The following is a 6,941-nucleotide window of genomic DNA, read 5'->3' as shown; positions in this document are numbered from 1 at the left end:
TGCCTCATCGGTCCGCAGCGCGACCAGGCGGGCGATCGACTGCTGACGGCCGCGGTCGTTGATCTGGGCCTGCAGGCGCTGAACCTCGCGATCGCGTTCGGCGGCGATCGACGCCTGAAGCGCGCGGACGTTCGCCAGCTCGGCCGCTGCCGACACCTCGGCCGCGCGTGCCGACGCCAGCGCCTGGGCGGCCGACTGACCTTGCGCTGCCGTCTTCAGCTCGGTCGCACGCGCGCTCTCGATATTGACAGCCGCCCCGCGGGCCACGGCCGTATTCAGAGCGACCCAACTGGCCGTGCTCGAGGCGACTGCCGGCACCAAGGCATTGATCGACTGCAGCACACCGGCGATCGCCGGCCGCATGCGGGCGAAGATGCCGACCCCCGCGGTCGCGGCCAGGATGTCCAGGTTGCTGGAGAGGGCGCCGACCGCATAGGCCACGGCCTCGAAGGTTGCTTTGACGTCGCCGGAATCCACCGCCTGCTGTACGAACGACCGCAGATCCTCGGTGGCCTCCACGATCGCCGGGGCAAGAGCGGAGCCGAGCGAGGCTGCGATCTCGTCTAGGGCGTTGCCGGTGAGGGCGAGCTGCGACGACAGCGTCTTCGAAGAGCGCAGGTACTCTTCATTGAGCGCCGTCGTGTTCTCGGTCTCATCGGCGACGATGCCAAGGAACCGGCTCAGCTGCTCACTGTTGACCGCGAGGGTCGGCAGGACCTTCAGCAGCTCCTCGCCCTTCAGGCCGAACCGCTCCAGGACCTCTGCGGCGCTCGCGCCGCTCTCCACTGCAGCGCCCACACCTTCGACGAAGGACACGAACACCGAGGTCGCGTCCTTCTCGAAGGTCTGGCGGAGCTGGTCGCCGGTAACACCGGTGATCTCGGACAGCTCCCGGAAGCGCTGACCGCCGCCTCGGATCGACTCCTCGATCGCGCGGAAGGTCCGACCGACCGCAGATCCGCCCAGCTCGGCCTGCACGCCGACCGATCGCAGTGCGGCACCAAACCCTGCCGCTTCGCCAGCCGACACGCCGAAGATCGCCGTGGCCTGGGCCACCTGAGTGGCGACGCGGGCGATTTCGGACTCGCTGGCCGCGGCGTTGTTGCCCAGCGCGACAATGACCGATGCCAGCGTGTCGATGCTGTCGATCGCCTCGCCGGTTACGTTGAGGATCCGGGTAAGGCTGGTCGCCGCTTCCTCGCCAGCCAGGTCGGAGGCCGTACCGAGCTTCGCCACCGTCTCGGTGAAGAGCGTGAGATCCTTAACACCCTTCACACCGAGCTGACCGCCGGCCTGGGCAATGCCGAGCAGCTCCGTTCTCGCGAACGGCATGCGGCGGGCCATCTCCGTGACCGCCGCGCCCATCTCCCGGACCTGGTCCGCTGTCAGATCGGCAGTCTTGGCGACGCCGACCAGTCCGCGCTCATAGGCGGCGAACTCCTGCACGGCCTCGCGAACGCCGACGGCCAGGCCAAGGCCGGCGATGACGGTCTGCAGCGACCGCAGGGACGCGAGTGCGGAGGAGCTGCGCAGACGCAGATCCTCCATGGCACGGCCGGCGCCGGTACCGCTGTCGCGCAGGCCGACCAGTTCCGATCGGGCGTTCCGGACTTCGCCGACGAAGCCGCGGCCGTCTGCCCGCAGCGTGATGCCGACGACCATATCGTTCATCGCGACCTCGCCGACTGCGGCTGCTGGCGCCGGATGCGCGCCAGGTCGGCCATGCGGATCCGGCCGAGCACCTCGAGCGCCTTCATCTCGATGATCTGGATCCGGCCGAGAAGATCCGGCCGGCGCTCTGCCGGAACACCAAGCGCGTCAAGGCAGGCCGTGACGGCTTCCATGCGCAGACCCGTTTGGGCCGGCGGATCGCCGGCATATGTCCATTGGGTCTGGCACCTCTGAAACACCATCACTGCCTCGGTATTGGCCGGCAGGATCGGATAGGCCGGCCGGCTCGTCGGCAGCTCCCGCTCTCGCCGACGTTCACGGGCGCGGCGTCGGCGCTGTGCGTCGAGATAGGCGTCGACGTCCTGGCCGGCATCGCGCAGCTGATCGACTATCCCGTAACCTTCCGGGTCTTCGCCTCCGCCGCCCGACGTGCCGCGCGGTTTGGCCCGCCGGCCTGCGGTTGCCCATCTTCGGGCGGCGTCTCGGAGTTTTTTTCCTCGATCCCCAGGACCATCTTCATGGTCGCTTCCAGCACGGCGCCGCGGATCCGCGGATCGCTCAGCAGCTGGCTCTTGGCCGCATCGGAATACCCGAGCGCGCCCTTGCCTTGGGCAGCGATGCCGGACCAGCCGCGCAGGTGCGGATACAGCGGGTCGGCAAGCGGATCTCCGAGCTTGCCACCGGCTGCAGCGAAGGCGGTGACCCGCTCGTACAGCTCCTGGTACTCGTTCATGTCGCGGTACTGGAGATCGAAGCGGATCTCGTGGATGCGGAACTGGCCAGGCCCGACCGGCACCCGGATGCCGACAGGCCAGTTGCGAACGACCGGCCGCGCGTCGAAGGCGAAGAGACCGCCTTCATCGAACGCGTCGAGCGGCACGTCGGAAGCGTCGATGTCCTCGTGCTTCTGCTTCTTGGTCGCCATGCGACCCTCCTGTTGCCGAAATGGATGCCGGTCTCTCCCGGCTGTCACGCCCATAGCTCCGACGTTGCAGCAGCCTTCAGCCTGGCCGCGGGCCTACTCCCGGATCGTTGGATCCTGCCGGCCAATAGAGCCGTCCCGGAGGATCCTCCCCGGTTTCGTCTCGATCACTTGATGGCGAGCGTCAGCTCGTCGTTGCCGGCGTCGGACGGGAGCGCGGTGATGTTGGCGCTGAACATCGCCACACCTTCCTCGTCCTGATACTGCAGGCCGGTGATCTCCAGTTGCGGGCAGGTCAGGTGGACGATCTCGCCGCGCAGCAGGCCGTGGATCAGCTCGAAGGCCAGCGTCGCTCCGGTTCTCAGGTTGGCGAAGTAGTCGGCATCGTCGAGACCCGGGGCTTCGAACACGATCGTCCCGGAGGCGGCACGATCGGTCGCCCGCACCTTCTTCTGGCCGACCAGCGATCGCATGACGATGTTCTGGCCGACGTTGAGGTTGAAGCTCCGCAGCACGATTTCGACACCGCCAAGAGCCACGTAAGGGCTGTTGTCGTTGTCGACGATCAGCGGATCCTGGAAGGCGGAGAAGTCGACGGTCGGGATTGCTTCGCTCGAGAAGGTCCCCGGCAGGCCCATAAAGTCGAACTGCAGATCGAAGTACCCGTCGGCCGCGGCGTTGATGGTCACGTTGCCGCGCTGCCCCAGGAACTGGTGCCGGTTCGGACCATACTGGAAGAAGCTCTCGCCTGACTCGATGGTGTCGCTCTCGGGCGTGTAGAACGCGCCGGGAGCAGACAGCTGGATCGTGTAGCTGTCGCCGACCTCGAACGCGGTGCCCACCGTCGGAGTGATCGTCGCGCCGTGAACGAGGTCGAAATCCGTGGCGTCGGTCATCACCTGTTCGGTGGCCTCGTATGCCGCCAGGTGCGCGATCGCCGGAGCGCTCACCGTGAACTCCGCGGTACCAGAGCCACCGCCCGTCGTGCAGAGCAGCGTGACCAGGCGGTCCACGATCCCCTCATAGGGGTCGCCGGCCGCGTAGGTGAAGGTGCCCGTCGGACCGCCAACGCCCGTCGGCGGGCTGGCCGCGATCGTGGCTGCCGGTGCGCGCATGGTTTCCGACATGACGGACTGGCGGAGCAGGCGCCCGAATGCCGGCGGTGTGCCGGCGTCGAGAGCCGTCTCACCGGCGCCGGTGGCCTCCACGGTGAACTGCATGGTCCCGCGCTGCGCGGTCAGCTTCCCCGGATTGGCGCCGAAGTACGGCTTGACCAGGTCGCGCTCGACCCGGTTACCGGTGAGCGGTACCGCGGTCATGGACTTGATCAGAACCGCCTGGCTGGCAGTCATCGCCCCAGGTGACACGCCGTAGGTGCTTTCCAGCTGGTTGAAAACCACCGCGGTGTTCATCGAGATTTCGTCGGCCATGGCGGTCACTCCTTACCGGTAGAGGGGTCGGACGCGGCTTTCGCCGAGCCGGTGCTCGATGCCGGCGGGCGCGGGCTGCTCTCGCTGGCCGGCGTCGTCGATCGACGCGGTGCCGGCTTGGCCTCAGCCGCCGGCTTGGGCAGGGCCTGGAGCGGCTCCTCGGCCTTCTTCTCAGCCTGGGCCTTCTTCTCGGCCTCGACCTCGAGCGCTCGGCGCTCGGCGCGGCTGAGCGACTTTGGCGGCTCGCCGACGCGCTCGGGCTTGCCGGTCTTGGGATTGATGACGAACTGGCCTCCGGACATGGGGGCTCCTCCTTACCTTTCGCGGTGACGGGTAGAGAGCGCCAGGCGGGCGCCGTGGCAGAGCACGCCGGCAAACATGACCGGCGAGCTGTCTTCGACCTGGATGCCGGCGAGGTCATCGACATGCGTGGTTTCCACCACACCGCCGAGCGTCGAGCTGGCATCGAACGCAGCCCGGATCGCCTCGATCGTGGCGTCGAACAGGATCTCGCTCTGAACAGAGTCATCGAGCGCGCGGTATCCGCGGATCCGCCAGCGGTTGATGACGGTCCGGATCCCGCGGGCAGGCGATATGACGCGCGTGGAGAGCCGGCGCACGAACCAGCCCTGCAGTCGCCCCTCGTCCTCGTACAGCGCCTTGAGATCCTTCTCGGCGCGGGCGTACCGCTCGTAGCTGTGAACCTGTCCGATGTCGGCGACGCTGTTGAGCGTGGCGACAATGGCGGTGCGGGTTGCGGCCAGATCAGACACCGGGCACCTCCGCCAGCTCGGCGGCCAGGCCCTGGATGTGTCGCTCGAAGATCGAGGCGATTTGGCCTTCGTTCGCCGCAAGCGCGCTGGCGAACATGTGCTGGCCCTCGGTACCCTTGGCCGCGATCTTGCGCGCCACGCCCCAGGCGATACGTTCCGCCTCCTCGGGATCGACACCGAACTTGGCCTTGGCCCAATCGACCAGAGGTGCGATCGGCGGCATGTGCGGCCGGGTGCCCAGCTCGACGTGGAGCGCATGCGGCTGCGAGCTGCCGATCGACCCGACGACGGCCTCGGGACTGACCTGGGCCGGCTGTGCCGCGATCGACGCTTCAAGGGCGCCGGTGGCGCCGCGTGGAGTGCGCTCCTTGGTCTCCCGCTCCAGCAGCAGGGTGGCTTCCGTGACGCCAGCGGTGAGCACGGCGATCGCCCGCTCGGGCATCACGGCCCAGGCGCGGATCACGGCGTCGACGGCGCTGGTGTCGATATCGATCTGAATGTCCGTCATCGGTAGCGCCCCGGGTGTGTGAGGCGATCGCGGCCGCGGCTGTCTGTGAGGTCGAGATCCACGACGACGCCGTGGGCGACGTTCTTGCGCTCGGTGAGACCGAAGGTGTTGAGGTAGCGATTGCGGTGAGCGCGGGCGCGGGCCGCGTATTCCTGGCTCTTGCTGCGGTGATCGACACTGTCGGCGCCGATCGTCGGATCCGACGAATTGGCGGTCGCCGAGGCGAGCTGATCCAGCAGGATGGAGGCACCGTAGGCCGCGACCGGCTCACGGGCACCGAAGGGAATGGTGTCGGCTTCGTCGTCGAGCACATGGCGCCCGGTGTGCGTGGCCCGAACGCTCGCAGCCGCGGCGAATGAGAAGGCGACCATGATCCGGGTGCCGCTGGGGCTGTGGTACAGGCGCCAGTCGGCCGGCGAGATCTCGCTCGGCGGCACCTGGTCGACCGGATGCTCGAGGGTCTCGAGCTGGCTGAAGCCGTCCTCCCAGCTCTCGGGCAGGTCGAGGTAGTGACCGCCGGCAGCGGTCAGGTCGACAACGATCTTGCGCGGCCGATCCTCAGAATAGCGGGCGACGGCGAGCGCGATCGCCGCATCACGATCGTCTGTCGTGATGCGGTTCTCGTCGTCTCGGACGAAGTCGTCCACCAGGTCCTGAAAATCGGCCAGCGCCATCTCGTGCCTGACCTCAGATCCGAACGAGCGTCAGAACGACCTGGACGTCGTTGAAGGTCGGGGACGAAGTGCCGCCGATCGTGAAGTCGATCGTCAGCTCCGCCTCGTCCGCGAGCCGGTCGGTCGCGATCACCCCATGGGTCACCGTGGCCGCGGTCACGGCGATCTCGGCGTCGAGCACCGACTCACCGCCGGCCTGGACGTCGATGTCCAGGGTCGGGTCGGTACCGGTCGACGAGCGGGCGGAGACCTGGACGTCCAGCAGCTTGGCCGGGAACGGCAGGTCGAAACGTGCCCGGGCCACCGCCGTCGCGGCGTTGGCACCGGGGAAGTTGAACGGCAGCACCAGCACGCCGGGCGTGGAAATGGGAAGGTTCTTGGTCGTCATGCTCTCTTCCTTGCGATGAGAGCCGACCGGTGCCCGAGGTCAATGCGGGGCAGACGATCGGCTCAGGTTACCGATCAGTCCGCGACCACCGCCTTGAACATGCCGCGGAAGTCCATGACACCGCCGCCGTAGACGTGGCGAACCTTGTAGGTGATCTGATCGTGGCTGAAGAGCGACCCGGAGGTCGGCGAGTCCTGGACGAAGATGTCCGGCTCCTCCGCACCATCCAGGAAGCCGACCTCGATCGTCGGGCATTCCATCGGGTCGGCGACAAGCGACCAGTCGGAGACGTCCGTCCAGTACCAGACCGGCAGGATGTCCAGCACCAGGGACTGGATGAAGGTCTTGTCGTTCTCGGTCGACCGACGGAACTGGTTGGCTGCGATCTCCTCCAGATCCGGCGGGCACAGCAGCGACCGCGGTCCGATGCCGAGCCGGTCTCCGCTGTCCTTCTCCGTCTGCTTCAGCATCAGCAGGCGGGCAGCCGCAAGCGCACCGGCGGTGCCAAGCGCCGTGGTGCCGAGGTTGCCGTGATCGTTATGGAAGAGGGTCTTGTTGTCGTAGATGACCGGGTT

10 protein-coding genes are annotated in these 6,941 nt (G+C 67.6%); all 10 read right to left on the bottom strand.

All coding sequences use genetic code 11. The features are described 5' to 3' along the window. A partial coding sequence (locus BLS34_RS24860) for a phage tail tape measure protein (protein WP_093154759.1) occupies positions 1–1,671 on the bottom strand: 1,671 nt, incomplete at its 3' end. Further along, positions 1,668–1,937: a DUF1799 domain-containing protein gene (locus tag BLS34_RS24855; protein ID WP_281241223.1), complete on the bottom strand. Its 270-nt coding sequence runs from the start codon at positions 1,935–1,937 to the stop codon at positions 1,668–1,670. The genes BLS34_RS24860 and BLS34_RS24855, both read right to left, overlap by 4 nt. A 122-nt stretch (positions 1,938–2,059) precedes the next feature. Beyond that, on the bottom strand, positions 2,060–2,596 hold the full coding sequence (locus BLS34_RS24850) for a hypothetical protein (RefSeq protein ID WP_093154754.1): 537 nt from the start codon (positions 2,594–2,596) through the stop codon (positions 2,060–2,062). Between the two features lie 164 nt (positions 2,597–2,760). Then, positions 2,761–4,023, bottom strand: a complete 1,263-nt coding sequence (locus BLS34_RS24845; protein ID WP_093154752.1) for a phage tail tube protein — start codon at positions 4,021–4,023, stop codon at positions 2,761–2,763. A 5-nt stretch (positions 4,024–4,028) separates the two neighbouring features. Then, entirely contained in the window at positions 4,029–4,325 is a 297-nt protein-coding gene (locus BLS34_RS24840; protein ID WP_093154749.1) for a hypothetical protein, read from the bottom strand. A gap of 12 nt (positions 4,326–4,337) precedes the next feature. Beyond that, positions 4,338–4,796 (bottom strand): hypothetical protein, encoded by a 459-nt coding sequence (locus BLS34_RS24835; protein WP_093154745.1) that lies wholly within the window; start codon positions 4,794–4,796, stop codon positions 4,338–4,340. After that, positions 4,789–5,304, bottom strand: a complete 516-nt coding sequence (locus tag BLS34_RS24830; RefSeq protein WP_093154742.1) for a hypothetical protein — start codon at positions 5,302–5,304, stop codon at positions 4,789–4,791. The genes BLS34_RS24835 and BLS34_RS24830 overlap by 8 nt, the downstream gene beginning before the upstream one ends. Then, the gene (locus BLS34_RS24825; RefSeq protein WP_093154739.1) at positions 5,301–5,978 is read right to left on the bottom strand and encodes a hypothetical protein; all 678 of its coding nucleotides are present in this window, start codon (positions 5,976–5,978) and stop codon (positions 5,301–5,303) included. Before BLS34_RS24825 ends, BLS34_RS24830 begins: the two co-directional genes overlap by 4 nt. Positions 5,979–5,991: 13 nt before the next feature. Beyond that, a complete protein-coding gene (locus BLS34_RS24820; RefSeq protein WP_093154737.1) occupies positions 5,992–6,366 on the bottom strand; it encodes a hypothetical protein in 375 nt (124 codons plus the stop codon). A gap of 74 nt (positions 6,367–6,440) precedes the next feature. Further along, positions 6,441–6,941: phage major capsid protein (locus BLS34_RS26115; protein WP_483887626.1), on the bottom strand; the 501-nt coding region annotated here is incomplete at its 5' end.

It is taken from the genome of Thalassobaculum litoreum DSM 18839 (genome assembly GCF_900102465.1).
In the GTDB taxonomy this organism is placed as follows: Bacteria; Pseudomonadota; Alphaproteobacteria; order Thalassobaculales; family Thalassobaculaceae; genus Thalassobaculum; species Thalassobaculum litoreum.
This window is presented reverse-complemented; position numbering and strand designations above follow the sequence as displayed.

What these genes read in the sequence shown, in the direction of transcription:
- BLS34_RS24850 (WP_093154754.1), bottom strand. Translation starts at nt 2,596, where the DNA reads ATGGCGACCAAGAAGCAGAAGCACGAGGACATCGACGCTTCCGACGTG.
- BLS34_RS24845 (WP_093154752.1), bottom strand. Translation starts at nt 4,023, where the DNA reads ATGGCCGACGAAATCTCGATGAACACCGCGGTGGTTTTCAACCAGCTG.
- BLS34_RS24840 (WP_093154749.1), bottom strand. Translation starts at nt 4,325, where the DNA reads ATGTCCGGAGGCCAGTTCGTCATCAATCCCAAGACCGGCAAGCCCGAG.
- BLS34_RS24830 (WP_093154742.1), bottom strand. Translation starts at nt 5,304, where the DNA reads ATGACGGACATTCAGATCGATATCGACACCAGCGCCGTCGACGCCGTG.
- BLS34_RS24825 (WP_093154739.1), bottom strand. Translation starts at nt 5,978, where the DNA reads ATGGCGCTGGCCGATTTTCAGGACCTGGTGGACGACTTCGTCCGAGAC.
- BLS34_RS24820 (WP_093154737.1), bottom strand. Translation starts at nt 6,366, where the DNA reads ATGACGACCAAGAACCTTCCCATTTCCACGCCCGGCGTGCTGGTGCTG.